The sequence below is a fragment of the Citrobacter sp. RHB20-C16 genome (genome assembly GCF_013890155.1).
In the GTDB taxonomy this organism is placed as follows: domain Bacteria; phylum Pseudomonadota; class Gammaproteobacteria; order Enterobacterales; family Enterobacteriaceae; genus Citrobacter_A; species Citrobacter_A amalonaticus.
In genome coordinates this window covers 1,649,946-1,676,094 of the sequence record NZ_CP057630.1, presented here as the reverse complement: position 1 = coordinate 1,676,094, position 26,149 = coordinate 1,649,946, and the positions used below count along the sequence as shown (strand labels likewise).

Annotated in this window: 25 protein-coding genes; 14 read left to right on the top strand and 11 right to left on the bottom strand. The window is 55.5% G+C overall.

All coding sequences use genetic code 11. The annotated features are described in order from the left end of the window. Positions 1-8 precede the first annotated feature (8 nt). The 9 genes from HVX64_RS08035 to HVX64_RS07995 all read right to left on the bottom strand — a co-directional run bounded on the left by HVX64_RS08035 (position 9) and on the right by HVX64_RS07995 (position 7,747). On the bottom strand, positions 9-1,004 hold the full coding sequence (locus HVX64_RS08035) for a DUF979 domain-containing protein (protein WP_044256564.1): 996 nt from the start codon (positions 1,002-1,004) through the stop codon (positions 9-11). Further along, complete coding sequence (locus HVX64_RS08030; RefSeq protein ID WP_043001377.1) at positions 1,001-1,729, bottom strand: DUF969 domain-containing protein; 729 nt, start codon at positions 1,727-1,729, stop codon at positions 1,001-1,003. Before HVX64_RS08030 ends, HVX64_RS08035 begins: the two co-directional genes overlap by 4 nt. A 77-nt stretch (positions 1,730-1,806) precedes the next feature. Then, positions 1,807-2,541 (bottom strand): 5-oxoprolinase subunit PxpA, encoded by a 735-nt coding sequence (gene pxpA, locus HVX64_RS08025; RefSeq protein WP_044256721.1) that lies wholly within the window; start codon positions 2,539-2,541, stop codon positions 1,807-1,809. Further along, complete coding sequence (gene pxpC / locus HVX64_RS08020) at positions 2,531-3,463, bottom strand: 5-oxoprolinase subunit PxpC (protein ID WP_044256565.1); 933 nt, start codon at positions 3,461-3,463, stop codon at positions 2,531-2,533. The genes pxpA and pxpC overlap by 11 nt, the downstream gene beginning before the upstream one ends. Next, positions 3,457-4,113: a 5-oxoprolinase subunit PxpB gene (gene pxpB, locus HVX64_RS08015; protein ID WP_181825378.1), complete on the bottom strand. Its 657-nt coding sequence runs from the start codon at positions 4,111-4,113 to the stop codon at positions 3,457-3,459. The genes pxpC and pxpB overlap by 7 nt, the downstream gene beginning before the upstream one ends. A gap of 21 nt (positions 4,114-4,134) precedes the next feature. Beyond that, positions 4,135-4,878 carry a radiation resistance protein YbgI gene (gene ybgI, locus HVX64_RS08010; RefSeq protein ID WP_043001380.1) on the bottom strand — a complete coding sequence of 248 codons (744 nt, stop codon included), beginning with the start codon at positions 4,876-4,878 and terminating at the stop codon, positions 4,135-4,137. A 174-nt stretch (positions 4,879-5,052) separates the two neighbouring features. Beyond that, on the bottom strand, positions 5,053-6,471 hold the full coding sequence (gene phrB, locus HVX64_RS08005; RefSeq protein WP_044256566.1) for a deoxyribodipyrimidine photo-lyase: 1,419 nt from the start codon (positions 6,469-6,471) through the stop codon (positions 5,053-5,055). Between the two features lie 21 nt (positions 6,472-6,492). Then, positions 6,493-7,446 (bottom strand): 2-thiouracil desulfurase family protein, encoded by a 954-nt coding sequence (locus HVX64_RS08000; protein ID WP_043001382.1) that lies wholly within the window; start codon positions 7,444-7,446, stop codon positions 6,493-6,495. Between the two features lie 94 nt (positions 7,447-7,540). After that, positions 7,541-7,747 carry a YbfA family protein gene (locus HVX64_RS07995; protein ID WP_043001383.1) on the bottom strand — a complete coding sequence of 69 codons (207 nt, stop codon included), beginning with the start codon at positions 7,745-7,747 and terminating at the stop codon, positions 7,541-7,543. A 308-nt stretch (positions 7,748-8,055) separates the two neighbouring features. Here HVX64_RS07995 and kdpF point away from each other — a divergent pair, with 308 nt between their 5' ends. The 9 genes from kdpF (at position 8,056) to potE (ending at position 19,982) form a co-directional block, all read left to right on the top strand. Further along, positions 8,056-8,145 carry a K(+)-transporting ATPase subunit F gene (gene kdpF / locus HVX64_RS07990; RefSeq protein ID WP_042285393.1) on the top strand — a complete coding sequence of 30 codons (90 nt, stop codon included), beginning with the start codon at positions 8,056-8,058 and terminating at the stop codon, positions 8,143-8,145. Beyond that, the gene (gene kdpA / locus HVX64_RS07985; protein WP_044256567.1) at positions 8,145-9,824 is read left to right on the top strand and encodes a potassium-transporting ATPase subunit KdpA; all 1,680 of its coding nucleotides are present in this window, start codon (positions 8,145-8,147) and stop codon (positions 9,822-9,824) included. Before kdpF ends, kdpA begins: the two co-directional genes overlap by 1 nt. A gap of 19 nt (positions 9,825-9,843) precedes the next feature. Further along, the gene (gene kdpB / locus HVX64_RS07980) at positions 9,844-11,892 is read left to right on the top strand and encodes a potassium-transporting ATPase subunit KdpB (protein WP_043001385.1); all 2,049 of its coding nucleotides are present in this window, start codon (positions 9,844-9,846) and stop codon (positions 11,890-11,892) included. A gap of 8 nt (positions 11,893-11,900) precedes the next feature. Then, positions 11,901-12,476 (top strand): potassium-transporting ATPase subunit KdpC, encoded by a 576-nt coding sequence (gene kdpC / locus HVX64_RS07975; protein ID WP_043001386.1) that lies wholly within the window; start codon positions 11,901-11,903, stop codon positions 12,474-12,476. Next, on the top strand, positions 12,466-15,153 hold the full coding sequence (kdpD, locus tag HVX64_RS07970; RefSeq protein ID WP_181825377.1) for a two-component system sensor histidine kinase KdpD: 2,688 nt from the start codon (positions 12,466-12,468) through the stop codon (positions 15,151-15,153). The genes kdpC and kdpD overlap by 11 nt, the downstream gene beginning before the upstream one ends. After that, positions 15,150-15,827, top strand: a complete 678-nt coding sequence (gene kdpE, locus HVX64_RS07965) for a two-component system response regulator KdpE (RefSeq protein ID WP_043001388.1) — start codon at positions 15,150-15,152, stop codon at positions 15,825-15,827. Before kdpD ends, kdpE begins: the two co-directional genes overlap by 4 nt. A gap of 278 nt (positions 15,828-16,105) precedes the next feature. After that, complete coding sequence (gene speFL / locus HVX64_RS07960) at positions 16,106-16,210, top strand: leader peptide SpeFL (protein ID WP_114149115.1); 105 nt, start codon at positions 16,106-16,108, stop codon at positions 16,208-16,210. A gap of 257 nt (positions 16,211-16,467) precedes the next feature. Beyond that, complete coding sequence (speF, locus tag HVX64_RS07955) at positions 16,468-18,666, top strand: ornithine decarboxylase SpeF (protein WP_044256722.1); 2,199 nt, start codon at positions 16,468-16,470, stop codon at positions 18,664-18,666. Beyond that, positions 18,663-19,982: a putrescine-ornithine antiporter gene (potE, locus tag HVX64_RS07950; protein WP_044256569.1), complete on the top strand. Its 1,320-nt coding sequence runs from the start codon at positions 18,663-18,665 to the stop codon at positions 19,980-19,982. The genes speF and potE overlap by 4 nt, the downstream gene beginning before the upstream one ends. Positions 19,983-20,038: 56 nt before the next feature. On the opposite strand, the gene pgm is transcribed toward potE, so the two are convergent. Then, complete coding sequence (gene pgm, locus HVX64_RS07945) at positions 20,039-21,679, bottom strand: phosphoglucomutase (alpha-D-glucose-1,6-bisphosphate-dependent) (protein WP_043001390.1); 1,641 nt, start codon at positions 21,677-21,679, stop codon at positions 20,039-20,041. Positions 21,680-21,702: 23 nt separating this feature from the next. Continuing rightward, a complete protein-coding gene (gene seqA, locus HVX64_RS07940) occupies positions 21,703-22,248 on the bottom strand; it encodes a replication initiation negative regulator SeqA (RefSeq protein WP_044256570.1) in 546 nt (181 codons plus the stop codon). A 190-nt stretch (positions 22,249-22,438) separates the two neighbouring features. On the opposite strand from seqA, the gene ybfF reads away from it, so the two are divergent. From ybfF to tcuR, 5 genes are all read left to right on the top strand, one after another. Beyond that, positions 22,439-23,212, top strand: a complete 774-nt coding sequence (gene ybfF / locus HVX64_RS07935; RefSeq protein WP_043001990.1) for an esterase — start codon at positions 22,439-22,441, stop codon at positions 23,210-23,212. Between the two features lie 128 nt (positions 23,213-23,340). Beyond that, positions 23,341-23,634 (top strand): LexA regulated protein, encoded by a 294-nt coding sequence (gene ybfE, locus HVX64_RS07930; protein WP_043001392.1) that lies wholly within the window; start codon positions 23,341-23,343, stop codon positions 23,632-23,634. 149 nt (positions 23,635-23,783) lie between these two features. Continuing rightward, positions 23,784-24,314: a flavodoxin FldA gene (gene fldA, locus HVX64_RS07925; protein ID WP_044256572.1), complete on the top strand. Its 531-nt coding sequence runs from the start codon at positions 23,784-23,786 to the stop codon at positions 24,312-24,314. Positions 24,315-24,594: 280 nt separating this feature from the next. Continuing rightward, positions 24,595-25,041: a ferric iron uptake transcriptional regulator gene (gene fur, locus HVX64_RS07920; RefSeq protein ID WP_043001394.1), complete on the top strand. Its 447-nt coding sequence runs from the start codon at positions 24,595-24,597 to the stop codon at positions 25,039-25,041. Between the two features lie 132 nt (positions 25,042-25,173). Beyond that, complete coding sequence (gene tcuR / locus HVX64_RS07915) at positions 25,174-26,100, top strand: tricarballylate utilization LysR family transcriptional regulator TcuR (protein ID WP_044256574.1); 927 nt, start codon at positions 25,174-25,176, stop codon at positions 26,098-26,100. The last annotated feature ends 49 nt before the right edge of the window (positions 26,101-26,149 follow it).

Below are 26,149 nucleotides of genomic sequence, written 5' to 3'. Positions count from 1 at the left end.
CGTCCTCCTTACAGGAACATCAGGAAATACATCAGGAACACGTTGACTAGCAGCAGCAGTATGCCGGTTGGCACCTGCGCTTTAATGACCGCGTTTTTATCTGGCAGTTCCAGCAGCGCGGCGGGCACGATGTTGAAGTTTGCCGCCATCGGCGTCATCAGCGTACCGCAATAGCCGGAGAACATCCCGATAGCCGCCATCACCGCCGGGTTGCCACCGTGCTGAAGCACCAGAATCGGAATGCCAATTCCCGCCGTGACAATCGGGAAGGCGGCAAACGCATTGCCCATCACCATCGTCAACAGCGCCATCCCAATGGTATACACCGCCACCGCGATAAAGCGGCTGTCGACGGCCAGATACTCTTGAGTAAGATACGAAATGCCACTGCCAACGCCTGCCGCCGTAAACAGCAGTCCTAACGTTGCGAGGATCTGCGGTAAAATAAATGCCCATCCGATGGAATCCAGCAGGCGGCGCGCCTCCTGAATCGGCTGATGCACCTTCTCATGGGTCATTTTGATAGCCATACCGAGACCAATCAGTGAGCCTGCGGTCATCGAGAACAGCGTCACCAGCGTGGCATGATTACCCGGTCCAAACAGAGCGTCCTGCAACCCCGGAATGTGATTGAACATCAGTACGCCAATCACGGTGACGACCGGAATGGCCAGCGCCGGGTAAAACAGGCGGTTACCCAGACGCGTCGCGCTCTCTTCCCGCTGCTCGCGGGTGCGCTGATGATAACTGCCCAGCTTGACGCCGCCAAAACCGGCGATCAACGCCATGATCACCACCGCGACACCGACGGCAATGTTGACTGTACGTTTGTCGCCCACCAGTTGATACGTCCAGTCGCCCAGCAGGAACAACAGCCCGTAGACGCCCCAGAATAACCCGGTCGTTAACCGACGCGGATTAGCTTTATCCTGCCAGGACATAATGGCGACAATCAGCAGCACGATCCCCGCGAGCCAGTAGAGGTAGCTTTGTTGAAAATTCATTGCGCCTCTCCTTTGCGGGTGTCAACAGAACCGGCTTTCGCCATTTCGCGTTGCAGATAGTTATCCAGCCGCCACAGGCGCGTACCGTGGATCACGAAGGCGCACAGGGCCGTTGGGATCCCCCATAAGGCAATGTGCAGCGGTTCGGTCTGAATACCGCCGGACTCCAGCATAAAGTTGTGCATGAAGATAATCGCGCCGAACGCGACGAAGATATCCTCACCAAAAAAAAGTCCCACGTTATCCGTCGCCGCCGACATCGCTCGCAACCGGTAGCGCACCGCGCCGGGCAATGCCCCGTACGTTTTCTCCGCCGCCCCTTCCGCCATAGGCGCTAACAACGGACGCACCATTTGCGGGTGACCGCCCAGGCTGGTCAGCCCTAGCGCAGCGGTGGCTTCACGAATAAACAGATAGACGATCAGCAAGCGACCTGATGTAGCGCTTTTAATCCTGGCAATCCACGCCTGGGCGCGCTCTTTCAGCCCGTGACGCTCGAGCAGGCCGATAACCGCCAGCGGTATCAGCAGGATAAACGGCAGGTTGCGGGTGTTGAGAAAACCTTCACCCAGCTTTTCGAGGATCGTGGCGATCGGCATTTGCGCCGCCAGTCCAGTGACGATCCCGGCGACAATAACCACCAGCACCGGGTTAAAACGTAAAAGAAATCCAACCACAATGACGGCGATGCCCATCAGTGGCCAGAGCGTTATTGCATCTCCCATAATCCATTCCTGTATGTTGTGTTTTGTTGTGGTGTTTTTATATGCGCAACCCCTCTATGGAGGCTGCGTCAGTGCGCTCAGGCAACAATGGTGATACCGCGGGCTTCAAACGCCGAGCGTAAACGTCGGGCGAAGGCCAGCGCGTGTTCGCCATCGCCATGAATACAAACCGTTTGCGCCACCACGCTTGTCCATTCACCGGTAATGCTTTTCACGCGTCCGGTTTCCACCATTCCCAGCGTTTGCGCCAGCGACTGGTCCTCGTCTTCAATCAGCGCGCCCGGCTGCGTGCGTGGCACCAGACTGCCGTCCGCCTGATAACCGCGATCGGCGAACACCTCCTGGCGCGTGACGAGACCGTAACGCTCACCCGCGCGGACAAGCTCACTTCCCGCCAGGCCGACCAGAATCAGTGCCGGATCGCAGGCGTACACCGCTTTGGCAATGGCATCCGCCAGTTGCGGATCTTTCGCCGCCTGGTTGTAGAGCATGCCATGCGGTTTCACGTGCCGCATGACGCCCCCCTCCGCCCGGGCTATTGCCGCCAGCGCGCCGATTTGATACAGCGTTTGCGCGTACACCGTTTCCACAGGCAGCGTCATCGCCGTGCGGCCAAAGTTTTCCCGATCCGGAAAGCTCGGGTGCGCCCCAATGGCTACACCATTTTTCAGCGCCTCGCGCACGCTGGTCAGCATGGTTTGTGCATCGCCGGCATGAAAGCCGCAGGCAATGTTGGCCGATGAGACCAGCGTCAACAGTTCTCCATCGCTGGCGCAGCCTTCGCCGAGATCCGCATTTAAATCAATGTTCATCATTGAGTCGCCATGTGAGTTGTTCCAGATAGCGCTGTTGGTCCTGCCGCGCTTTCAGCGCCTCCTCCAGCGAACACTGAACAAAGTGAATGGGTTGGCCGAGCGGGATCTGCGCCAGATGGTACATGTCTGCCTCGATTATGCAGGCAATGCGCGGATAGCCGCCGGTCGTCTGGGCATCGTTCATCAATACAATCGGCTGACCGTTGTGCGGAACCTGAATCACGCCAGGCAGCAGACCGTGCGACACCAGTTCCCGATCCGTCATTCGCATCAGCGGTTGTCCCTGCAGGCGGTAGCCCATCCGGTTACTCTGCGGACTGAGATGCCACGGCGATCGCCAGAACGACTCCTGCGAAACGGCGTCAAATTCGTGGTATTCCGGCCCCGGCAGCGCCCGAATGCGATTCCCCCATAGCAGCTGTTTTACCCCTCGCGCTTCCAGGAACGTCCGTCGGGGTTTGCCGGTTGCCAGCCGGTCGCCGTCTTTCAGCAGGCGTCCTTCCAACCCGCCGATGCCCACTTTGAGATCGGTACTGCATGACCCCATCACTTCCGGCACGTCGATACCGCCCGCGACGGCAAGATAGCTGCGCATACCGTGCTGCGGACGTTTTAGCACCAGACGCTGGCCCGCTTTCACCGGCAGACGCCAGCCCGTCCAGACGGGGTGATTATCCAGCCGCGCTTCGCATCCCGCACCAGTCAGGGCAAACCAGCTGTCGGTTTCAAATTCCACAACCAGTTGTCCGAGGGTAATTTCCAACACCGGAGCACTGGCCTCATTACCCACTAACAGGTTAGCGATTTGCATCGCCGGTTTATCCAGCGCACCACAATGGCTAACGCCTGACTGACGAAAACCGTGACGACCGCCATCCTGAACGGAGGTGTACAATCCCGCGCGAATAACATTCAGCATACCCCCTCCTTCTGCGGGATAAAGCGCACGCTATCGCCAGGGTGCAGGAGAACCGGTTCCTCTTTTTTCGGGTCGAACAAGGCCTGCGAGGTATGACCAATCAACTGCCAGCCACCAGGCGTTGGCAGTGGATAAATACCGGTTTGCGGTCCGCCGATACCCACCGATCCAGCCGGAACGATCAGCCGCGGCTCAGCGCGCCTGGGCGTGTGCAGTTGTTCCGGTAAGCTACCGAGATACGGGAATCCCGGCTGAAAACCTAAAAACCAGACCACATACTCGACCGACGCGTGCAGCTCCACTACCTGCTTTTCGCTCAGGCCGCTGTGGCGGGCAACGTCCGCCAGATCGGGACCACCGGCGCCGCCGTAGGTCACCGGAATTTCGATATAGCGTGAGTCTGGCTCCAGCGCCTCACTCTCCTCCCACCAGCGTTGCAGGCGTTCAATCGCATCCAGCGCCAGCGTTTGCGGGTCGCGTAGGATCACGGTGATATTGTTCATTCCCGGAATCGCCTCGACCACGTTTGGCGTCTCAACCAAACGTTGCGCCAGACGCCAGATACGTTTCTGGCTCGCCAGCGTCACCGGCGGCTCAAGCTCCAGCACTACCGCCGTTTCACCTAACAGATAACAACGCGCTCGTTGCACTTGCGTTCCTCTTGTTTTTATTTATGCCGGGTTTGGAATATCAATAAACGTCACATCCAAATCGGTGTTCTCCGTCAACCATTCGCTGAGCGCACGGATCCCGCCGCGTTCGGTGGCGTGATGCCCGGCGGCGTAAAAATGCAGTCCCTGTTCACGGGCTGAGTGGATGGTTTGTTCGGAAACTTCACCGGTGATAAAGGCGTCAACGCCAGCCTGCGCGGCGCTGTCGATGAAGCTTTGCCCGCCGCCAGTGCACCAGGCGACACGTTTGATAGTATCCGGCCCGGTATCACCGCACCATAACGGCCTGCGTCCAAGACGTGCTTCAATCCACGACGCCAGTTCCAGCCCAGGGACCGGCATCGTCAGTTCGCCCCAGGGAACCAGCGGCTCGATTTCACCCATCACGGTGATCCCCAACAGGGCCGCCAACTGTGCGTTGTTGCCCAGTTCGGGATGTGCATCCAGAGGGAGATGCCAGCCGTAGAGGTTAATGTCATTCGCCAGCAGCGTTTTCAGGCGATTGCGCTTCATCCCGCGAATCACCGGAGATTCGCCTTTCCAGAAATAGCCATGATGAACGATGACCGCATCAGCCTGCAGACGCACTGCTTCATCCAGTAACGCCTGACTGGCGGTCACACCGGTGACGATTTTTTGCACCGTTTCTTTGCCTTCAACCTGCAAACCGTTTGGCGCGTAGTCGCTGATGGCGGCGCTGTTCAGTTTCTCGTTGATCAGTTGTTCCAGTTCGGTGTTTTTCATCATCGATCCCTTGTTTATTTATGCACTCCGTTAACATAGCGTCCCTGTGGCGGTTCGTCGATAGACAATTATTAGCCATATTAAGAAACCATCACCCCGTTCTTAGCCATAAAAAAAGGGCGTATTAACGCACCTCATTATGAATAGTTATGGCGTCAGGCCGCATAGCCACCGTTAGTTCTTTCGCGCGGTCTCATACGCGGCAAGCGTCTGCTGGCGCGCCAGTTTGTGATCGACAATCGGCTGCGGATAGTCGAGCGTGATGCTTTCTTTCATCGCCCATTTCCACGGCTCGTGAATCGCCTTGCCCGGTACATGGCTAAGTTCCGGGATCCACCGGCGGATAAACTCCCCCTCTCTGTCGAACTTTTCGCCCTGCGTCGTGGGGTTAAAAATGCGGAAATACGGCACGGCGTCGGTTCCGGTAGAGGCCGCCCACTGCCAGCCGCCGTTATTCGCAGCGAGATCGCCATCAATCAGTTGCGACATGAAATAGCGTTCACCTTTACGCCAGTCAATCAGCAGATCTTTGACCAGGAAGCTGGCCGCAATCATCCGCAGACGGTTGTGCATCCAGCCGGTGGCGTTCAGTTGCCGCATCGCCGCATCAACAATCGGATAACCCGTTCTCCCCTCCTGCCAGGCCTGTAAATCTTCCGCACGATCCCGCCAGCGCACGCGATCGGTCCAGAGAATAAAGGGGCGGTGTTTGCACAGATTGGGATGGTACGTCATTAGATGGCGATAAAACTCACGCCAGATAAGTTCGTTCAGCCAGACACTGCCCGCGCCGCCGTCCAGCGCCTGCGGCTGTTCCGCCAGCAGGCGATGCAGACACTGGCGCGGCGATAAGCCACCGGTAGCAAGACTGGCGGAGAAACGACTGGTGCCCTCAATGGCCGGGAAGTCGCGACATTCGTCGTACTCTCCTGCCCCCTGCTGGCAAAACTGGCGTAACCGGGCAATTGCGGCTTTTCCTTCGGCGGGAAAAAGGACGGGGTCGAATTCCTGTTGCGGATAGTGAAGGTTAATTGGCACCAGCGCGGAAGAAACACTACCGTTCTCCCGGCGGGCCGGTGCGGATACGCACTCCGGCATCCCCTCCTTCAGCCGTTTTAACCAGGCGTTTTTAAACGGCGTGAAGACTTTATACATCTCATGATTTCCCGTCGTCACCGCACCTGGCGGCAGGATCACGCTGTCATCAAACCCTTCGCAAACCACATGCGGCAGCGCCTTTTCTACCGCCGCATCGCGTTCACGCTCGTTCACTTCATACTGATAGTTATAAAACAGGTGGCTGACGTCATGCTGTTCGCACACCGCTTTCACCGTTTCAATACTGTCTGCGAAGTCGTCGACTTCCTCAAACAGCAGCGGAATGCCCTTTTCCGCCAGCGCCTGTTGTAAAGCGTTTAGCTGAGCCTGGATAAAGGCGGCCTGACGCGGTGACATGACGTGATTCTTCCACTGCTCAGGCGTGGAGATAAATAACGCCACAACGCGCGCGGCGCGGTGGCGGCAGGCGGCGGCGAGGGCAAGATTGTCATGCAGACGGAGATCGCGACGAAACCAGACCAGATGGGTGGACATAACACTCCCGAATGAAAAAAATCAACTCCCGTAGCGCAGCCGCAGGGCTTCCGGCCAGGGATCAAAATAGCGTTGCCCGGAGAGATACGCATCCGGATATTCTGCCATATAGTGTTTGAGCAGCGTCACAGGCGCAAGCAGTGGCTGCGTAGCGCGTCGGTAACCGTCAATAAGGGAAGCCAACTCCTGCCGCTGACGGGCATTGAGCTGTTTGCGAAAATAGCCCTGAACGTGCATCAGGACATTGGTATGGTTACGCCGGGTGGCAGGATGGGACATCAGTTTCATCAGGCGCAGACGATATTCAATGAAAAAGTCATCAAGGCTTTCCCACTCGTAAAGCGCAGCGACAAAGCGCCCCAGCTCGCGGTATTCCGGCTGTGAATGGGCCAGCAGCAACAGTTTATAGCGGCTGTGATAGTCAATCAGCGCGCCACGCGTGAGTCCTTGTTGCCGCAATCCATGCAATTCATGCAGGGCATAAATCCGCGCGACAAAATTTTCCCGTAATTGTGGATCGTGCAATCGCCCGTCCTCTTCAACAGGGAGCCACGGGTAAGACGCCATCAGGACTGAGGTAAAGATACCGCGACCGGCTTTGCGATTGTTTTTCCCATCGGCGTCATAAACACGAACGCGTTCCATGCCGCAACTTGGGGATTTCGCACAGACAATATAGCCACAAAGGTGTTCGAAACGACTGACACGTTCTTCACTGAACGCGGTCATCGCCTGGGTTAAATCGCCCTCGCGCCGGTCACTGAAACGCAGTGCAATTGCCTCTTCCATTTTGACTAAGCGCAATGCAGGACGCGGCACCGGCAGGCCGATCGCCATTTCCGGACAGACGGGTTCAAAGTGCACCCACGGTGAAAGTTCTTCGACTGCAAAGGGCAGGCGTTTGTGTCCACCATCAAAGCGAACCGCCTCCCCTAACAAACAAGCGCTAATGCCAACAGGGATTTTCTCGCTCATGATGTCTCCTTTTCCATTTCTGAAATAAGTGTAGACACAGAGACATAAAAAAACCGCCACATTGCTGTTGGCGGTTTTTCTGAACGCGATGCGCTTAGTAGAAATCGCAGGTGGCTTTTTCAGCCTGATCCATCCACACCGGTTTATCGCTGGTTTTTGACCACACGCGGTGTAAATAGCTATAAAAACGGGCGCGGTCTTTCCAGAACAGCATGACCGGTAGTGCCAGCACCCCAGCCACGACGGCGAAAGTACGGCGTAACAATACAACATGTGCTGGATATTCTTTGTACAACTCCATGATTCTCTCCCCTTTATCTGGCCGGTAATCATCACCGGTAAAGTCAAATTGGTTATCTGCTGAAAATAGTACCGCTTTGCGTGTAATTTTACTACTCATCCGACCACTTATTTTTAGCTATTTACGCTTTATTTATCTTTATCGCGTAATTAAGTTACAAAAAAGTTAAATTAATACTAATCATTAGTTAAATAATGGTCTTTGCCATTTTTATACTTTTTTTACACCCCCGACGTCGATTTTTGCGAAATCTTTGCAGGCAGATATTTACGCTTTGTTTATCACATTTATGCCACGGGAGGTGCACTGTGAGTGCAGGCGTGATAATCGGCATCGTGCTGATTTTCTTATTATTAGGTTACCTGGTATATGCATTGATCAATGCGGAGGCGTTCTGATGGCTGCGCAAGGATTTTTACTCATCGCCAGTTTTCTGCTGATTCTGTTCGTGCTCGCCAGGCCGTTAGGCGCGGGTCTGGCACGGCTGATCGGCAACCATTCGCTGCCTGGTACCGCGAGGGTTGAACGCCTGATCTGGCGCGGTCTGGGCATTTCGACACACGAGATGAACTGGAAGCAGTACCTGCTGGCGATCCTCGCGTTGAATGTGCTGGGGTTGACGCTACTGTTCCTGCTGTTGTTGTGGCAACACCTTCTGCCGCTGAATCCACAGCAGTTGCCCGGTCTGCCCTGGCATCTGGCGCTTAATACGGCGGTGAGTTTTGTTACCAATACCAACTGGCAGGCTTACAGCGGGGAAACCACCTTAAGCTATTTCAGCCAGATGGCCGGGCTGACGGTACAAAACTTCCTGTCCGCCGCGACCGGCATTGCGGTGGTGTTCGCGCTGATCCGCGCCTTTACCCGCCAGAGCATGAATACGCTGGGCAATGCGTGGGTCGACCTGGTGCGTATTACCTTGTGGATTTTATGCCCCATCGCGCTGGTGATTGCGCTGTTCTTTATTCAGCAAGGCAGCCTGCAAAACCTGCTGCCCTATCAGACTTTCACTACTCTGGAAGGTGTGCAGCAACTGCTGCCGATGGGGCCGGTGGCCTCGCAGGAAGCCATCAAGATGCTGGGGACCAACGGCGGCGGCTTCTTTAACGCCAACTCGGCACACCCGTTCGAAAACCCCACCGCGCTGACCAACATGGTGCAAATGCTGGCCATCTTTTTAATTCCAGCCGCGCTCTGTTTCGCGTTTGGCGACGCGGCAGGCGATCGTCGCCAGGGGCGGATGTTGCTGTGGACCATGTCGCTCATCTTCACCGTCTGCGTGGCGGTGGTGATGTGGGCGGAGGTCCAGGGCAACCCCCATCTGCTGCAATTTGGCGCAGATTCCACTCCTAATATGGAAGGCAAAGAGAGCCGCTTTGGCGTGCTGGTAAGCAGCCTGTTTGCGGTAGTAACGACAGCGGCCTCCTGCGGGGCGGTGATCGCCATGCACGACTCGTTTACCGCGCTGGGCGGCATGGTGCCAATGTGGCTGATGCAGATTGGCGAAGTGGTGTTCGGCGGCGTTGGTTCGGGCCTTTACGGCATGCTGTTGTTCGTGCTGCTGGCGGTGTTTATCGCCGGACTGATGATTGGCCGCACGCCAGAATACCTGGGCAAAAAGATCGACGTTCGCGAGATGAAAATGACCGCACTGGCGATTCTGGTCACCCCTGCGCTGGTTTTACTCGGCACCGCGCTTGCCATGATGACCGATGCGGGACGCAGCGCCATGCTCAACCCTGGCCCACACGGCTTTAGCGAAGTCCTGTACGCCGTCTCTTCCGCCGCCAACAACAACGGCAGCGCCTTTGCTGGTCTGAGCGCAAACACCCCGTTCTGGAACTGCCTGCTGGCGTTTTGCATGTTCGTCGGTCGCTTCGGGGTCATCATCCCGGTGATGGCGATTGCCGGATCGCTGGTGGTGAAAAAGAGCCAACCGGCCAGTCCCGGCACCCTGGCGACCCACGGCGCGCTGTTTGTCGGTTTACTGATCGGCACGGTGCTGTTAGTCGGCGCCCTAACCTTTATTCCTGCACTGGCGCTTGGCCCAGTCGCTGAACACCTTTCCTTACGCTAAGCGATGCGGAGCAAATGTTATGAGTCGCAAACAACTGGCGCTGTTCGAACCGTCTCTGGTCGCTCAGGCGCTGATGGACGCAGTGAAAAAATTAAGCCCACATACCCAGTGGCGCAACCCGGTGATGTTCATTGTCTGGATGGGTAGCCTGCTGACCACCGTGATTACCGTTGCGATGGCGACAGGACAGATGGCCGGCAGCGCGCTGTTTACCGGGGCGATCTGTCTGTGGCTGTGGGTCACTGTACTGTTTGCCAACTTTGCGGAAGCGCTCGCCGAAGGGCGCAGTAAAGCACAGGCCAACAGCCTCAAAGGAGTGAAAAAGACGGCCTTTGCCCGCAAACTGCGCGAGCCGAAGTACGGCGCGAAAATGGATCACGTTCCGGCCGATGAGCTACGCAAAGGCGACATCGTGCTGGTGGAAGCAGGTGATATCATTCCCTGTGACGGCGAAGTCATTGAAGGCGGCGCCTCCGTGGATGAAAGTGCGATTACCGGCGAGTCTGCGCCGGTCATCCGCGAATCCGGCGGCGATTTCGCCTCGGTAACTGGCGGGACGCGCATTCTCTCCGACTGGCTGGTGATCGAGTGTAGCGTGAATCCTGGCGAAACTTTCCTTGACCGGATGATCGCCATGGTCGAAGGCGCCCAGCGCCGTAAAACGCCCAACGAGATCGCCCTGACCATTCTGCTGGTAGCCCTGACGATTGTCTTTTTGCTGGCAACCGCCACGCTGTGGCCGTTTTCTGCCTGGGGCGGTCACGCGGTCAGCGTCACGGTGCTGGTCGCCCTGTTGGTTTGTCTGATCCCAACGACAATCGGCGGGTTACTCTCCGCGATTGGCGTCGCCGGAATGAGCCGTATGCTCGGTGCGAACGTCATCGCCACCAGTGGCCGTGCGGTGGAAGCCGCAGGCGACGTGGACGTATTGCTGCTGGACAAAACCGGCACCATTACTCTCGGTAACCGTCAGGCCTCGGACTTCCTGCCTGCGCAGGGTGTCGACGAAAAAACGCTGGCCGACGCCGCACAGCTTTCGTCGTTAGCCGATGAGACGCCGGAAGGTCGCAGCATTGTGATCCTCGCCAAGCAGCGCTTTAATCTGCGCGAACGTGACGTGCAGTCGCTGCATGCCACCTTCGTCCCCTTTACCGCCCAGAGTCGTATGAGCGGTATTAACATCGACAACCGGATGATTCGTAAAGGTTCCGTCGACGCCATCCGTCGCCACATTGAGGCCAGCGGCGGCCAGTTCCCGGCGGATGTCGAGCAGAAAGTGGACAGCGTCGCCCGTCTGGGCGCCACGCCGCTCGTGGTGGTGGAAGGTTCCCGGGTGCTAGGCGTGATCGCGCTGAAAGATATCGTCAAAGGCGGGATAAAAGAGCGTTTTGCCCAGTTGCGTAAAATGGGCATTAAAACGGTGATGATCACTGGCGATAATCGCCTGACCGCCGCCGCCATCGCCGCCGAGGCGGGTGTGGATGACTTTCTTGCCGAAGCGACACCGGAAGCCAAGCTGGCGCTCATCCGCCAGTATCAGGCGGAAGGCCGCTTAGTGGCGATGACCGGTGATGGTACCAACGACGCCCCGGCGCTGGCCCAGGCCGATGTCGCGGTAGCAATGAACTCCGGTACGCAGGCGGCAAAAGAAGCGGGCAACATGGTCGATCTCGACTCTAACCCCACCAAGCTTATCGAAGTGGTGCACATCGGCAAACAGATGCTGATGACGCGTGGTTCACTGACCACGTTCAGTATCGCCAACGACGTGGCGAAGTATTTTGCGATCATTCCGGCCGCGTTCGCCGCGACCTATCCGCAACTGAATGCGCTGAACATCATGCGTCTGCATTCGCCGGACTCGGCCATTCTGAGTGCGGTGATCTTTAACGCCTTGATTATTGTCTTTCTGATCCCGCTGGCGCTGAAAGGCGTGAGCTACAAACCGCTTTCCGCCTCCGCCATGCTGCGCCGTAACCTGTGGATTTACGGTCTGGGGGGGCTGGTGGTGCCGTTTATTGGCATCAAAGTAATTGATTTGCTGCTGACCCTGCTGGGTCTGGTGTGAGGTGTCTGATGAGTGCTTTACGTCCGTTGTTTTCAACACTGATTTTCCTGCTGCTGCTGACGGGCGGTGCGTATCCGCTGCTGACCACCGCGCTGGGGCAATGGTGGTTCCCGTATCAGGCCAACGGTTCACTGATTCGGGATGAGCATGGGGTGCGGGGTTCTGCGCTGATCGGGCAGAACTTTACCTCTGAAGGCTATTTCCAGGGACGGCCTTCGGCCACCGCTGAAATGCCCTATAATCCCATGGCATCCGGCGGCAGTAACCTCGCCGCCAGTAACCCGGAACTGGATAAACAACTGCAAAACCGGGTCGCCACCCTGCGCGCCGCCAACCCGCAGGCCAGTCGTAACGTACCGGTGGAACTGGTTACTGCCTCCGCGAGCGGTCTGGACAACAACCTGACACCCGCTGCGGTGGCATGGCAAATCCCCCGCGTGGCGCAGGCTCGTCATCTGACCATTGAACAGGTGACGCAACGGGTTGCAGAATACACGCAGAAACCACTGGTGAGCTTTATCGGTCAACCGGTCGTAAATATTGTCGAACTCAATTTAGCGCTGGACAGCATGAATGGCGAATAGTGAACCAGTACGCCCCGATCCCGATCGCCTGCTTGAGCAGGCGGTCGCCCCCCATCGGGGAAAACTAAAAATCTTCTTCGGCGCCTGTGCGGGCGTCGGGAAAACCTGGTCGATGCTGGCTGAAGCCCAGCGCCTGCGCGCACAGGGACTCGACATCCTGATTGGCGTGGTGGAGACCCATGGACGCAAAGAGACCGCCGCTCTGCTGGATGGTCTCAGCTTTCTGCCGTTGAAACGCCAGGCGCGCCACGGACGTCATATCAGTGAATTCGATCTCGATGCCGCGCTCGCACGCCGTCCGGCGCTGATCTTAATGGATGAACTGGCGCACAGTAATGCACCGGGTTCACGCCATCCCAAGCGCTGGCAGGACATTGAAGAACTGCTCGACGCCGGTATTGATGTCTTTACCACCGTCAACGTGCAGCATCTCGAAAGCCTGAACGATGTGGTCAGCGGCGTGACGGGGATTCAGGTGCGCGAAACCGTGCCGGATCCGTTTTTTGACGCTGCCGACGAGGTGGTGTTGGTCGATTTACCACCTGACGATCTGCGCCAGCGCCTGAAAGAGGGCAAAGTCTATATTGCGGGACAGGCCGAGCGTGCTATTGAACACTTTTTCCGTAAGGGTAATTTAATCGCGCTACGCGAACTGGCGCTGCGCCGCACCGCCGATCGGGTGGACGATCAGATGCGCGCCTGGCGCGGTCGTCCGGGTGAAGAGAAGGTCTGGCATACCCGCGACGCCATACTGCTCTGCATTGGTCACAACACCGGCAGTGAAAAACTGGTGCGTACTGCCGCACGACTGGCGTCGCGACTGGGCAGCATCTGGCACGCCGTCTACGTCGAAACCCCCGCGCTGCATCGCTTGCCGGAAAAGCAGCGGCGCAATATTCTGCACGCCCTGCGACTGGCGCAAGAGCTGGGCGCGGAGACCGCCACGCTATCCGATCCCAGCGAGGATAAAGCGGTGGTCCGCTACGCTCGCGAGCATAATCTGGGAAAAATAGTGCTGGGGCGAACGTCAACGCGACGCTGGTGGCACCGGGAGTCGTTTGCCGATCGGCTGGCGAAACGCGCCCCTGAGCTGGATTTGATGGTGGTCGCCCTCGATGAGCCGCCGGTGCGGACGCTGTCGTCCCTGCCCGATACCCGCGCCTTTAAAGACAAGTGGCGGGTGCAAATTCAGGGCTGTCTGGTTGCCGTTGCACTCTGCGCTCTGACAACGTTTATCGCCAGCCAGTGGCTGGCCGCCTTTGATGCCGCAAACCTGGTGATGCTCTATCTGCTCGGTGTGGTGGTCATCGCTCTCTTCTATGGTCGCTGGCCATCGGCGTTTTCCACCTTTATTGGCGTGGTCAGCTTTGATCTGTTCTTCATTGCGCCGCGCGGCACGCTCGCCGTCTCGGACGTGCAGTATCTCCTCACCTTCGGCGTCATGCTGACGGTTGGACTGGTCGTGGGTAACCTGACGGCGGGCGTGCGCTATCAGGCTCGCGTTGCGCGCTACCGGGAACAGCGAACTCGTCATCTTTATGAGATGTCGAAAGCGTTGGCGATGGGGCGCAGTGCGCAAGACATCGCCAGTACCAGCGAACAATTTATTGCCTCCACCTTTCATGCCCGCAGCCAGATTTTATTGCCGAATGAAGAGGGCAAACTGGCCGCCCTCACCCACCAGCAGGGAATGACCCCCTGGGATGATGCTATTGCCCGCTGGAGCTTTGATAAAGGGTTACCGGCAGGCGCTGGCACCGATACCCTGCCAGGCGTGCCGTACCAGATCCTGCCGTTACGCAGCGCCGACAAAACCCACGGCCTGGTAGTTGTCGAACCCGGCAATCTGCGTCAGTTAATGATCCCCGAGCAGCAGCGACTGTTGGAAACCTTCACTTTGCTGGTGGCGAATGCGCTGGAACGTCTGACCTTAACGGCCAGCGAAGAGCAGGCGCGGCTGGCCAGCGAACGGGAAAGCCTGCGCAACGCTCTGCTCGCGGCACTTTCTCACGACCTGCGCACCCCGCTGACCGTGCTGTTTGGTCAGGCGGAAATCCTCACGCTCGACCTCGCCAGCGAAGGCTCGCCTCATGCCAGACAGGCCAGCGAAATACGCCAGCATGTACTGAATACCACCCGTCTGGTGAATAACCTGTTGGATATGGCGCGGATTCAGTCTGGTGGTTTCAACCTCAAAAAAGAGTGGCTGACGCTGGAAGAAGTAGTGGGCAGCGCGCTGAAAATGCTGGAGCCAGGCCTGGTTCATCCGGTAAACCTTTCCCTGCCCGCGCCGCTGACCCTCATTCACGTCGATGGCCCCCTGTTCGAACGGGTACTGATTAATCTGCTGGAGAATGCCATTAAATATGCCGGACCGCAGGCGCAGATCGGCATCGACGCGCACGTTGAAGACGAACATCTGCAACTCGACGTCTGGGATAATGGGCCAGGCATTCCACAAGGACAGGAGCAGCGCGTGTTCGATAAATTCTCACGGGGGAACAAAGAGTCAGCGGTGCCGGGCGTCGGGCTGGGGCTGGCCATTTGTCGGGCGATAGTGGAAGTGCATGGCGGGTCAATTGCCGTCTATAATCGCCCTCAGGGCGGTGCCTGTTTCCGTGTTACACTGAGGCAAGACGCTCCACCAGAACTTGAAGATTTTCATGAGGATATGTGACAAACGTTCTGATTGTTGAAGATGAGCAGGCCATTCGCCGCTTTCTGCGTACCGCGCTGGAAGCCGATGGGTTGCGCGTGTACGACGCCGAGACGCTTCAGCGTGGTTTGCTGGAAGCGGCAACGCGCAAGCCCGATCTCATTATTCTCGATCTCGGCCTGCCGGATGGTGACGGCATCGATTTCATTCGCGACCTGCGACAGTGGAGCGCCGTCCCGGTGATCGTGCTCTCTGCACGTAGCGAAGAGAGCGATAAAATTGCCGCGCTCGACGCCGGTGCCGACGACTACCTGAGCAAACCGTTTGGCATTGGCGAGTTACAGGCACGTCTGCGCGTCGCCCTGCGCCGTCATTCTGCAACGCCCTCTCCTGAGCCGGTGGTACGCTTTTCCGATGTGGTCGTCGATCTCGCTGCGCATCTGATTCATCGCGGAGAAACAGAAATCCATTTAACACCGATTGAGTTTCGCCTGCTGGCCGTGTTGCTCAACAACGCCGGGAAAGTGCTGACCCAGCGCCAGTTGTTGAACCAGGTCTGGGGACCGAACGCCGTCGAGCACAGCCATTATTTGCGTATTTATATGGGTCACCTGCGACAGAAACTGGAGCGTGATCCCGCGCGCCCCCGCCACTTTATTACCGAAACCGGTATTGGCTATCGTTTTATGCCATGAATGGTTATTCATTATTTTTAAATAAATCTTAAAATTAATTTTTATTATTCTTACTTAGTCGAAATTATATTATTTCGGGTATTTAAGATTTTCCACAAAATTAAAAAATACAGAATTATAACAAATAATAAACAAAACGATATCTTATCGCCAGCCATGCATAAAAAACGACTAAATATTTTGCGAATGATCGTTTTTTATTGATCTCCTTCACGGATTAGGCCGTTTTCCTGGATAAAATACCTTCACCTTCTACTGATAAAGAAAAGGTAATCAAAATGGAAAACAATAGCCGTACTATGCCACATATCAGGCGGACAACACATATTATGATGTTTGCCCACCGTAATAGTTTTGACTTTCATTTCTTTAATGCCCGTTAGTCTTTCGACTATGGGCACTCCAGCATACAGGTCTTCCTGACTCGCTGTATCGCAGGCTCACGCCTGTATTCCTCAGTGCTCACTCTGCTTAAGCCTTGATTTGCCTGTGACCGGACAGGTAAGGTTTTTTGCATCCTGAAAAAAAGCAATTTACTGATTTATTTATCAGGGGACACACTTTGCTTTTATTCCGGCGTTATCAGTTTCTCATTCGGGAAATTGAGGACCTGCTATTATCTGAAAATAAAGAGATGAAAATGTCTGAATTAAAAATTGCCGTGAGTCGTTCTTGCCCTGACTGTTTTTCTACACAACGCACGATTGTGAATGTTGATGAAAGTAATTTTATTGATGTCGCTGCCGTCGTGTTGTCTGTCAATGATATTGAACGTGGGAAGCTCGATGAAATTGACTCGACCGGATACGGTATTCCGGTATTTATCGCAACCGAAGAGGAAGAGCGCGTTCCGGCAGAACATCTGCCGCGCATTTCGGGCGTATTCGAATGCAATGAAGCCCGTACCGCTTTCTACGGTCGTCAGTTAGAAACGGCAGCCAGTCATTACGAAACACAATTACGACCACCGTTCTTCCGCGCGCTGGTTGATTATGTAAACCAGGGAAACAGCGCCTTCGACTGCCCCGGACATCAGGGCGGCGAGTTTTTCCGCCGTCACCCGGCAGGTAACCAGTTCGTGGAATATTTCGGCGAAACGCTTTTCCGCTCCGACCTGTGCAATGCTGACGTGGCAATGGGCGATTTGCTGATCCATGAAGGCGCACCGTGCATCGCCCAGCAACATGCCGCGAAGGTTTTTAACGCCGATAAAACCTACTTTGTGTTAAACGGAACCTCTTCGTCTAACAAAGTGGTGCTGAACGCACTGCTGACTCCGGGCGATCTGGTGCTCTTCGACCGTAACAACCACAAGTCAAACCACCACGGCGCGTTATTGCAGGCGGGCGCAACGCCGGTCTATCTGGAAACCGCACGTAACCCGTACGGCTTTATCGGCGGGATCGATGCCCACTGCTTTGAAGAAAGCTACCTGCGCGAACTGGTCAGCGAAGTGGCACCGCAACGGGCTCGTGACGCACGTCCATTCCGTCTTGCCGTTATCCAGTTGGGCACCTACGACGGCACGATTTATAACGCCCGTCAGGTGGTGGATAAAATTGGTCACCTTTGCGATTACATTCTGTTCGATTCCGCCTGGGTGGGCTATGAGCAGTTTATCCCGATGATGGCGGATTGTTCTCCGCTGCTGCTGGAACTGAACGAAAACGATCCGGGTATTCTGGTAACGCAGTCCGTTCACAAACAGCAAGCGGGCTTCTCCCAGACCTCGCAAATTCACAAAAAAGACAGCCATATCAAAGGTCAGCCGCGCTATGTGCCGCATAAACGCATGAATAACGCGTTCATGATGCACGCCTCCACCAGCCCGTTCTATCCGCTGTTTGCCGCACTGGATATTAACGCCAAAATGCACGAAGGCGTCAGTGGCCGCAACATGTGGATGGACTGTGTCGCCAACGGTATCGACGCCCGTAAGCTGATCCTTGATAACTGCCATCATATCCGTCCCTTTGTTCCGGAACTGGTTGATGGCAAACCGTGGCAGTCTTATCCGACTGCGGAAATCGCCAACGATCTGCGCTTTTTCCACTTCGTCCCTGGCGAACACTGGCATGCGTTTGAAGGTTACGCCGAGCATCAATACTTTGTTGACCCTTGCAAACTGTTGTTGACCACCCCGGGTATCAACGCACGCAATGGCGAGTACGACACCTTCGGCGTCCCGGCGACTATTCTTGCCAACTTCCTGCGTGAAAACGGCGTGGTCCCGGAAAAATGCGACCTCAACTCGATCCTGTTCCTGCTGACCCCGGCGGAAGACATGGCGAAACTGCAACAACTCGTCGCCCTGCTGGTGCGCTTCGAGCGCCTGCTGGAATCTGACGCACCGCTGGCGGACGTTCTGCCGTCTATCTACAAACAGCACGAAGCGCGTTATGCCGGTTACACCCTGCGCCAGTTGTGTCAGGAGATGCACGACCTGTATGCGCGTCACAACGTAAAACAACTGCAAAAAGAGATGTTCCGCAAGTCCCATTTCCCGCGCGTCAGCATGAACCCACAAGATGCCAACTACGCCTATCTGCGTGGTGAAGTGGATCTGGTGCCGCTGCCTGAGGCCGAAGGCCGTATTGCCGCTGAAGGCGCGCTCCCTTACCCGCCGGGTGTGCTGTGCGTGGTTCCTGGGGAAGTCTGGGGCGGTGCGGTACTGCGTTACTTCAGCGCACTGGAAGAAGGGATCAACCTGCTGCCCGGTTTCGCGCCGGAACTTCAGGGTGTGTACATCAACGAGTGCGATGGTCGCAAACAGGTGTGGTGCTACGTGATTAAACCGCGTGAAGCACAAAGCGACCTGTTGAAAGGAGAAGCATTATGAGTAAAGCCAAATCCAATAAAATGGGCGTGATGCAGCTCACCATCCTGACCATGGTCAATATGATGGGCTCCGGGATCATCATGCTGCCGACCAAACTGGCTGAAGTCGGCACCATTTCGATTATCTCCTGGCTGGTGACAGCCGTCGGGTCCATGGCGCTGGCCTGGGCGTTCGCCAAGTGCGGAATGTTCAGCCGTAAAGCCGGCGGGATGGGGGGCTACGCAGAATATGCGTTTGGTAAATCCGGTAACTTTATGGCGAACTACACCTATGGGGTATCGCTGTTGATTGCCAACGTCGCCATTGCCATCTCCGCCGTGGGTTACGGTACCGAACTTTTCGGCGCCACCCTCTCCCCGGTGCAAATCGGTCTCGCCACCATCGGTGTACTGTGGATCTGTACGGTCGCGAACTTTGGCGGTGCGCGCATTACCGGACAGATCAGTAGCATTACCGTCTGGGGGGTGATCATTCCGGTGGTCGGTCTGTGCATTATCGGCTGGTTCTGGTTTAGCCCGACGCTGTATGCCAACTCATGGAACCCGCATCATGTACCGTTCTTTACCGCCGTCGGTTCCTCTATCGCCATGACGCTGTGGGCGTTCCTTGGTCTGGAATCCGCCTGTGCGAACGCGGAAGTGGTGGAAAACCCGGAGAAGAACGTACCGATTGCCGTACTGGGCGGGACGCTGGGCGCGGCGGTGATCTACATCGTCTCTACCAACGTGATTGCCGGGATTGTGCCTAACATGGATCTGGCTAACTCCACCGCACCGTTTGGTCTGGCGTTCGCGCAGATGTTCACACCGGAAGTGGGTAAAGTGATCATGGCGCTGATGATCATGTCCTGCTGTGGTTCATTGCTGGGCTGGCAGTTCACCATTGCGCAGGTCTTTAAATCCTCTGCCGATGAAGGCTATTTCCCGAAAATCTTTTCTCGCGTGACCAAAGTCGATGCGCCGGTTCAGGGGATGCTGACGATTGTTATCATCCAGAGTGGCTTATCGCTGATGACCATCAGCCCGTCGCTGAACAGCCAGTTTAACGTGCTGGTCAACCTGGCCGTGGTGACGAATATCATTCCGTATATTCTGTCGATGGCCGCACTGGTGATCATCCAGAGAGTGGCGAACGTTCCGCCGTCAAAGGCGAAGATGGCAAACTTTGTCGCCTTCATCGGTGCGATGTACAGCTTCTATGCGCTCTACTCGTCAGGTGAAGAAGCGATGTTGTATGGTTCCATCGTGACCTTCCTCGGCTGGACGCTGTACGGCCTGGTATCACCACGCTTTGAACTGAAGAATAAGCACGGTTAAGGCTAGCCAAACAAAAAAGGAGCCTTTCGGCTCCTTTTTTAATTCAGTGGTACAACTCAGGCGTTTTTCAGCACTTCGCTGACGATTTCGACCGCTTCTTTCTCGATCTGCTTGCGATGTTCTTCGCCAAGGAAGCTCTCGCAATAGATCTTGTACGCATCTTCCGTACCCGAAGGGCGTGCCGCGAACCAACCGTTGTCGGTCATGACTTTCAGACCGCCAATCGACGCACCGTTACCGGGAGCCGCCGTCAGACGTGCTGTGATCGGGTCACCGGCCAGCGTACTGGCGCTGACCATCTCCGGAGACAGTTTAGACAGCGCCGCTTTCTGTGCCGATGTTGCGCCAGCCTGCAGACGGTTGTAGCTCGGCGCACCAAAACGGGCGGCAAGCTCGTTGTAGTGCTCCTGCGGGTTCTTCCCGGTGACGGCAGTAATTTCTGCTGCCAGCAGACACATGATGATCCCGTCTTTATCAGTAGACCACGGCGTACCGTCGAAACGCAGGAAGGATGCCCCCGCGCTCTCTTCGCCGCCAAAGCCGAAGCTGCCGTCAAACAGACCATCAACAAACCATTTAAAGCCCACCGGAACTTCAACCAGTTTACGCCCCAGATCGTTAACCACGCGGTCAATCATTGCCGACGAAACCAGCGTCTTACCGACAGCCACGTCTTTGCCCCACTGCGGACGATGCTGGAACAGGTAGTTGATAGCTACCGCCAGGTAGTGGTTTGGATTCATCAGCCCCGCCGGAGTGACAATACCGTGACGGTCATAATCCGGATCGTTGGCGAACGCCAGGTCAAACTTATCACGCAGCGCCAGCAAACCGGCCATGGCACATTCAGACGAGCAGTCCATACGGATTGCGCCATCTTTATCGAGATGCATAAAGCGGAAAGTCTGATCAACCTGATCGTTTACGATGGTCAGATTCAGTTTGTAATGCTCTGCGATACGCTTCCAGTATTCAATACCGGAGCCGCCCAGCGGATCCACACCCAGCGTCAGACCGGCTTTCTGAATCGCCGCCATATCGACGATATCAGCCAGCCCCTCAACGAACGGCTGTACCAGGTCCTGCTCTTTGACATGACCGGATGCCAGCGCCGCATCCAGAGAAATGCGCTTCACGCCTTTCAGATCGTCAGCCAGCAGCGCATTCGCGCGATCTTCCACCACTTTCGTGACGTTGGTATCTGCCGGGCCACCATTAGGCGGGTTGTATTTAATGCCACCATCTTCTGGCGGATTGTGGGACGGGGTAATCACAATACCGTCAGCCAGCGGACCGCCTTTTTTGTTGTGAACCAGAATGGCATTTGACACAGCGGGTGTTGGGGTAAAACCGTTGCTCTCCTGAACAATCACATCAACACCGTTCGCGGCGAGCACTTCCAGCACGGAGATAAACGCCGGTTCAGACAGTGCATGGGTATCTTTTCCCACGTAGCATGGACCCGTAATACCATTTTTCGCACGTTCTTCCGCGATAGCCTGCGCAATCGCCAGAATGTGGGGTTCGTTGAAGCTATGACGGCCTGCACTGCCACGGTGTCCGGAGGTGCCGAACTTCACCGCGTGTTCCGCATTTCCTTTTGCGGGCTTCAGTACATAGTATTGTGACGTCAGTTGCGCGACGTTAATCAAATCACTCTGTTGCGCAGGTTTACCTGCACGGTCGTGGATTGCCATTGCCTGGTCCTTTTCTGCATGGATTAAATTGTTCCGCAAACCTTTTCAATCAATTCCGCCGGGAATTGCATTGACTGCATGATGTGCTCAATCATGCTGCATTTACGGCCGGTGTTGGTGTTGGTGATCACCCAATACGGCGTGCCGGGCACGTGTTTTGGTTTGGTTTGGTTACCGTTTTTCAGTAGCGTCTGTTCATCAGCCGCGAAGTAGACACGCGTACGGCCATGCAACGATTCCGTTGCCTCAGCAAACGCGTGCTGATCCAGTGTATAGAGTGTAGTCAGCACCAGCATAAAGCGGTTAACGGCCTTCTTCTGTTCCGCATATTCATCGGACAGAAGCAGTTCACGCATAGCGCGCACTTTATCTTTGACAAGATTGACGGGTTTCGCCTCAGCAACAACCGGTTGCGCAGCGCGAACCTCTTTTGTCACTGGCGTGACGGGCAGTGATGCGGCGGAAAACTTCAACATACGCCGTAAAATCTCGGATGCGCTCTCGCCAATATGCTTCGTGTGGCTGGCAATATAGCTGTAGAGTTCATCATCAACTTCAATCGTTTTCATCTTAATCCAGTGCGGTGTCTTATCTGATCTGAAATACAAATCGTTGGGAGTATAGGAGCAAATCCCAACAGCGAATAGCGTCAAACCCGGCTGAACAAAAAACTCGGAGAAAACCGAAGTGGTTGCAGCCCAGTGGCAGAATGGTCAACATAATACCCTAACCCGACAGAGCGAAAAAAAGAACTTTGCCATGAAATTGAATATCCGAGCGCAATCCGCACAAAACCTGCACAATAATTCTCCCATCGTACTGGTTCACGGTTTATTTGGCAGTCTGGACAATCTGGGCGTGCTTGCTCGTGACCTGGTGAACGACCATGACATCATCCAGGTCGATATGCGTAACCACGGTCTCTCTCCTCGCGATCCGGTGATGAACTACCCGGCGATGGCGCAGGATCTACTGGATACGCTGGATGCGCAACACATCGAAAAAGCCACCTTCATTGGCCACTCTATGGGGGGTAAAGCGGTGATGGCGCTCAGCGCGCTGGCACCGGAACGCATCGATCGCTTAGTGGCTATCGATATCGCCCCGGTGGATTACCATGTCCGCCGCCACGACGAAATTTTCGCGGCTATCAACGCGGTGACGGCATCAGCGGCAAAAACTCGCCAGCAGGCGGCAGCGGTCATGCGCGAACATCTTAATGAAGAAGGCGTGATTCAATTTTTGCTGAAATCGTATGTTGACGGCGAGTGGCGCTTCAACGTGCCGGTACTGTGGGAACAATATCCGCATATCGTCGGCTGGGAGACAATACCCGCCTGGAATCATCCGGCGCTGTTTATCCCCGGCGGCAACTCCCCATACGTCACCGAGGCGTATCGCGACGATTTACTGGCACAGTTTCCGCAAGCACGTGCGCATGTGATTGCCGGGGCCGGTCACTGGGTGCATGCCGAAAAACCGGAGGCGGTGTTGCGCGCCATCCGTCGTTATCTTAATGAAACAGCTAACTGATTAAAAACTCAGCGTCCGTGCGCGATTACGCGTGTGAACGTTGGCGCGCCTCATTCGCTGATGTATGATGGCGCGCTATCCATCCGGGCAGAGGCCTGGCTGATTGTTTCCCCGAAGTCACCAATATCATGGCCAAAGAACAAACGGACCGTACGACACTAGATCTGTTCGCGCACGAGCGTCGCCCGGGACGACCGAAAACCAATCCGCTTTCACGCGATGAACAGCTGCGCATTAATAAGCGTAATCAACTCAAACGCGACAAAGTTCGCGGTCTTAAGCGTGTCGAACTCAAACTCAACGCAGAAGCTGTTGACGCGTTGAATGAGCTGGCGGAATCCCGAGAGATGAGCCGCAGTGAACTGATCGAAGAGATATTGATGGCCCAACTGGCAACGCTACGCGGCCAGGATCTCGCCTGAAATTATCCTCTCTCCCACTTTCGTGTAGCATGGAGTGCACTCGTATGCGTTTGCTATTTCCGCATACCTGACTGTTCTGCTATGATTGCCCTTATCTGTGGGCAATTCGCCACCACCATTTCAATAAGTTTCAAGAGGTTACTTTACTCATGGCAATCACTGGCATCTTTTTCGGCAGCGACACCGGGAATACCGAAAATATCGCAAAAATGATTCAAAAACAGCTTGGTAAAGACGTTGCCGATGTGCATGACATTGCAAAAAGCAGCAAGGAAGATCTCGAAAGTTATGACATTCTGCTGCTTGGCATCCCAACCTGGTACTACGGTGAAGCGCAGTGCGACTGGGACGACTTCTTCCCTACCCTCGAAGACATCGATTTTAACGGCAAACTGGTCGCACTGTTCGGCTGTGGCGATCAGGAAGATTATGCAGAATACTTCTGCGACGCGTTAGGCACAATCCGCGATATCATTGAGCCGCGCGGTGCAACCATCGTGGGTCACTGGCCGACCGCTGGCTATCATTTTGAAGCCTCCAAAGGTCTGGCGGATGATAACCATTTTGTCGGTCTGGCGATTGACGAAGACCGTCAGCCGGAACTGACCGCCGAGCGCGTGGAAAAATGGGTGAAGCAGATCTCTGAAGAATTGCACCTTGATGAGATCATCAACGCCTGATGTACGGCGGCGCAGACAAGGTTTGCGCCGCATCAATAGACAGAACCAATCAAAATAATTGCTACAAATTTGTAACTTTCTTGCCCATCCCTGTACAATGTGCGGGAGTTTTTAGGTGGCGCTCTCATTTCCAGGCAATACCGACTATTTATTAACATTTGCCAGAGGCTTGCAGTTTTCATTTAGACACGGCAGTCCTATAATGAAACGCATTATCCCGAGTGCAATTTCTGTCACTTCTTGTATGAAGTGAATCGTTTAGCAACAGGACAGATTCCGCATGACTGACAACAATACCGCATTAAAGAAGGCTGGCCTGAAAGTAACGCTTCCACGTTTAAAGATTCTGGAAGTTCTTCAGGGACCGGATAACCATCACGTCAGTGCGGAAGATTTATACAAACGACTGATCGACATGGGTGAAGAAATTGGTCTGGCGACCGTGTATCGCGTGCTGAACCAGTTTGATGACGCCGGTATCGTAACCCGCCACAATTTTGAAGGCGGCAAATCCGTTTTCGAGCTGACCCAGCAGCATCATCACGATCACCTGATTTGCCTTGATTGCGGCAAAGTGATCGAATTTAGCGATGAGTCTATTGAAGCGCGCCAGCGTGAGATCGCGTCGAAGCATGGCATTCGTCTGACGAACCATAGCCTCTACCTCTATGGCCACTGCGCTGAAGGCGATTGCCGCGAAAACGAACACGCGCATGACGCGAAATAATCTGCATTATTCTGAAAAGCCAACCTGCCGGTTGGCTTTTTTTATGCCTGCCATTCCCTACTCAGCGCTTTCTTCTGCCTGCATGTTGCTTTAATGTAAAATATATCACCCTGCTTCGTCCGGAGAATCGAAATGGAACTTCGCCAGCTACGTTACTTTGTCCGTATTGTAGAAACCGGCAGTATGGGCAGCGCGGCGCTCGATCTCGACATCGGCGTGTCCGCCCTGAGCCAGCAGATGACGCGGCTGGAAAACGAACTCGCGATCCGCCTGTTGCAGCGAACCTCGCGCGGCGTCACGCCCACTAACGCCGGTCTGGCCTTTTACTCGCAGGCACAACTGGCGCTACGCCACGCCGATGATGCGATCCTGGCCGCTCGCGAGGCGCGTCTTTCGGGACACGTCAGCGTCGGCATGGCCCCCAGCACCGCCTCCATCCTGGGAATACCGTTTATTCATGCCATGCGGGAACATTACGCCGACGTTCGCCTGCATGTGGTGGAAAGCCTGTCGGGTAATCTGGAACGGATGATCAACACGCGCCAGATTGATCTGGCGGTCGTGTTTCAAAAAGAGAAAATCCTGCGCTGGAGCGCCAGACCGGTTCTTGAGGAGCGCCTGTTTCTGATTGGCACACACGAGCTGCTGGCGGATATTCCGGATGACACCATAACGCCTGCTCAACTGGCGAATATTCCCCTGATCATGCCAAGCCAGGGACACGGCCTGCGTGGCAGACTGGAAGCCATCTGTCAGGAACACGGACTGAAGGTCGATATTGCCACGGAAATTGACGGCCTGACGTTACTGATGCGCGCCGTTGGCAGCGGACTCGGCGCCACGCTGCAACCCGGTGCAGCCATTTCGCATCTTGAGAGGGAAGCGCTAAGAGTGATCGGCGTCCATAATCCTGTCCTCAGCCGCCCCAATTTTCTGGTCAGTCTGTCGGACGATGAACTCACCCCTGCCGGTCTTGCAGCCCGCGTAATACTCACAAAAGTCATGCGTGAACTCGTTGAAACCGGTCATTGGCCGGGCGCAACCCTTTACGCTCCCTAAACCCCTCTTTAGCTATTCGTCATAGCGCCCATACAATCAGCACGTATAC

What these genes read in the sequence shown, in the direction of transcription:
- kdpD (WP_181825377.1), top strand. Translation starts at nt 12,466, where the DNA reads ATGGCGAATAGTGAACCAGTACGCCCCGATCCCGATCGCCTGCTTGAG.
- fldA (WP_044256572.1), top strand. Translation starts at nt 23,784, where the DNA reads ATGGCAATCACTGGCATCTTTTTCGGCAGCGACACCGGGAATACCGAA.
- HVX64_RS08000 (WP_043001382.1), bottom strand. Translation starts at nt 7,446, where the DNA reads ATGAGCGAGAAAATCCCTGTTGGCATTAGCGCTTGTTTGTTAGGGGAG.
- HVX64_RS07995 (WP_043001383.1), bottom strand. Translation starts at nt 7,747, where the DNA reads ATGGAGTTGTACAAAGAATATCCAGCACATGTTGTATTGTTACGCCGT.
- ybfF (WP_043001990.1), top strand. Translation starts at nt 22,439, where the DNA reads ATGAAATTGAATATCCGAGCGCAATCCGCACAAAACCTGCACAATAAT.
- HVX64_RS08030 (WP_043001377.1), bottom strand. Translation starts at nt 1,729, where the DNA reads ATGGGAGATGCAATAACGCTCTGGCCACTGATGGGCATCGCCGTCATT.
- kdpB (WP_043001385.1), top strand. Translation starts at nt 9,844, where the DNA reads ATGAGTCGCAAACAACTGGCGCTGTTCGAACCGTCTCTGGTCGCTCAG.
- tcuR (WP_044256574.1), top strand. Translation starts at nt 25,174, where the DNA reads ATGGAACTTCGCCAGCTACGTTACTTTGTCCGTATTGTAGAAACCGGC.
- phrB (WP_044256566.1), bottom strand. Translation starts at nt 6,471, where the DNA reads ATGTCCACCCATCTGGTCTGGTTTCGTCGCGATCTCCGTCTGCATGAC.
- pxpA (WP_044256721.1), bottom strand. Translation starts at nt 2,541, where the DNA reads ATGAACATTGATTTAAATGCGGATCTCGGCGAAGGCTGCGCCAGCGAT.
- pxpC (WP_044256565.1), bottom strand. Translation starts at nt 3,463, where the DNA reads ATGCTGAATGTTATTCGCGCGGGATTGTACACCTCCGTTCAGGATGGC.
- ybfE (WP_043001392.1), top strand. Translation starts at nt 23,341, where the DNA reads ATGGCCAAAGAACAAACGGACCGTACGACACTAGATCTGTTCGCGCAC.
- kdpC (WP_043001386.1), top strand. Translation starts at nt 11,901, where the DNA reads ATGAGTGCTTTACGTCCGTTGTTTTCAACACTGATTTTCCTGCTGCTG.
- pgm (WP_043001390.1), bottom strand. Translation starts at nt 21,679, where the DNA reads ATGGCAATCCACGACCGTGCAGGTAAACCTGCGCAACAGAGTGATTTG.
- fur (WP_043001394.1), top strand. Translation starts at nt 24,595, where the DNA reads ATGACTGACAACAATACCGCATTAAAGAAGGCTGGCCTGAAAGTAACG.
- HVX64_RS08035 (WP_044256564.1), bottom strand. Translation starts at nt 1,004, where the DNA reads ATGAATTTTCAACAAAGCTACCTCTACTGGCTCGCGGGGATCGTGCTG.
- kdpA (WP_044256567.1), top strand. Translation starts at nt 8,145, where the DNA reads ATGGCTGCGCAAGGATTTTTACTCATCGCCAGTTTTCTGCTGATTCTG.
- potE (WP_044256569.1), top strand. Translation starts at nt 18,663, where the DNA reads ATGAGTAAAGCCAAATCCAATAAAATGGGCGTGATGCAGCTCACCATC.
- speF (WP_044256722.1), top strand. Translation starts at nt 16,468, where the DNA reads ATGTCTGAATTAAAAATTGCCGTGAGTCGTTCTTGCCCTGACTGTTTT.
- speFL (WP_114149115.1), top strand. Translation starts at nt 16,106, where the DNA reads ATGGAAAACAATAGCCGTACTATGCCACATATCAGGCGGACAACACAT.
- ybgI (WP_043001380.1), bottom strand. Translation starts at nt 4,878, where the DNA reads ATGAAAAACACCGAACTGGAACAACTGATCAACGAGAAACTGAACAGC.
- seqA (WP_044256570.1), bottom strand. Translation starts at nt 22,248, where the DNA reads ATGAAAACGATTGAAGTTGATGATGAACTCTACAGCTATATTGCCAGC.